At 78.5% G+C, this 989-nt stretch carries 2 pseudogenes; both read right to left on the bottom strand.

Annotated elements, in window-relative coordinates:
* Positions 1 to 683: pseudogene (locus GTW08_RS06180) on the bottom strand (hypothetical protein); the annotation flags it as partial.
* 120 nt (positions 684 to 803) lie between these two features.
* Positions 804 to 989: pseudogene (locus GTW08_RS06175) on the bottom strand (NAD(P)-dependent oxidoreductase); the annotation flags it as partial.

The raw sequence follows: 989 nt of genomic DNA, 5'->3' as shown, positions 1-989 counted from the left end.
CCGCCCTCGCCGTACCCGGGCCGTTCGTGCCCGGCCCGGTCGTCGCCGGAGTCGTGGCCGGACGTGGCGGCGGCGAGCGGCCCGGCCCCGACGACCTCGTCCCGGGGCAGGTCCTCGTGGTCCGCGACGTGGTCCGGGTCGTCGTACGGGACGGCCGGGCGGACCGGCTCGTCCTCCTCCGGGGCCCGCGTGCGCCCGTACCCGGAGCCGGTGGGGCCGGGGTAGGGCGGGCCGCCGTCGATCGCGGTCCCGCCGCGGGACCCGGGGTCGCCGTACTCGCCGTAGGCGGCCCGGGTCGGGGTGACCGGCTCCTCGGACTGGCGGTGCGCGGCCCGGCCGTACGGGCCGTACCCGCCGTCGTCGGGGTCGTCGCCGCCCGGCTGCGACCCGCCGGCCGGCACGGGGGCGCCGTAGCCCTCGTAGCGCATCGGTGCGGCGTACCCGCCCCGCCCCACGGTCGGCTGCGGACCGGTCCCGCCGTACAGCTCGCCGAAGCCCTCCGGGTCGGTGGGCGTCGCCCGCTCCACCGGCCGCGACGGCCGCAGGTCCGGGTAGCCGCCCTGGTAGGAGTCCTCGGGGAACTCGTGGTCGTCGAACCCGTGCCGCGGTCGCGGCGACGGCCGGGCGCGGTCGGCGTCGGCACCGCGCGGGCCGGGGCTGGGTCGGTGCTGCGGGCCGGTCATGGCAGGACCTCCGGGGTACGGCGTCACGGTCGGCGACACGTGCTGTGTCACCTCTACCGCCGGTCGTACCCACGGCGTTAGCCCTGACGACCTACAGTCACCCGGTCCGGCGAGGTGAAATCACCGGGTGTACACCCCGGTCGGGGAATCGTGGTACCCCTTCGCCCCGACGGCGTCGGCCAGCGGGCTGCGCGGCGGCCCGCCGTCACGCACCCGCGCGACGACGGCGTCGACGTCCCAGACCGGGGTCCAGCCGAGCTCGGCGACCGCCCGGTCCGGGCAGTACACCCGGTCCACCGGCGGGAC

Origin of the sequence: Pseudonocardia sp. SID8383, from assembly GCF_009864975.1 — a bacterium.
GTDB lineage: Bacteria > Actinomycetota > Actinomycetes > Mycobacteriales > Pseudonocardiaceae > Pseudonocardia > Pseudonocardia alni.
The sequence above is the reverse complement of the archived record's forward strand: the minus strand, read 5'-3'. Positions and strand labels throughout refer to the sequence as shown.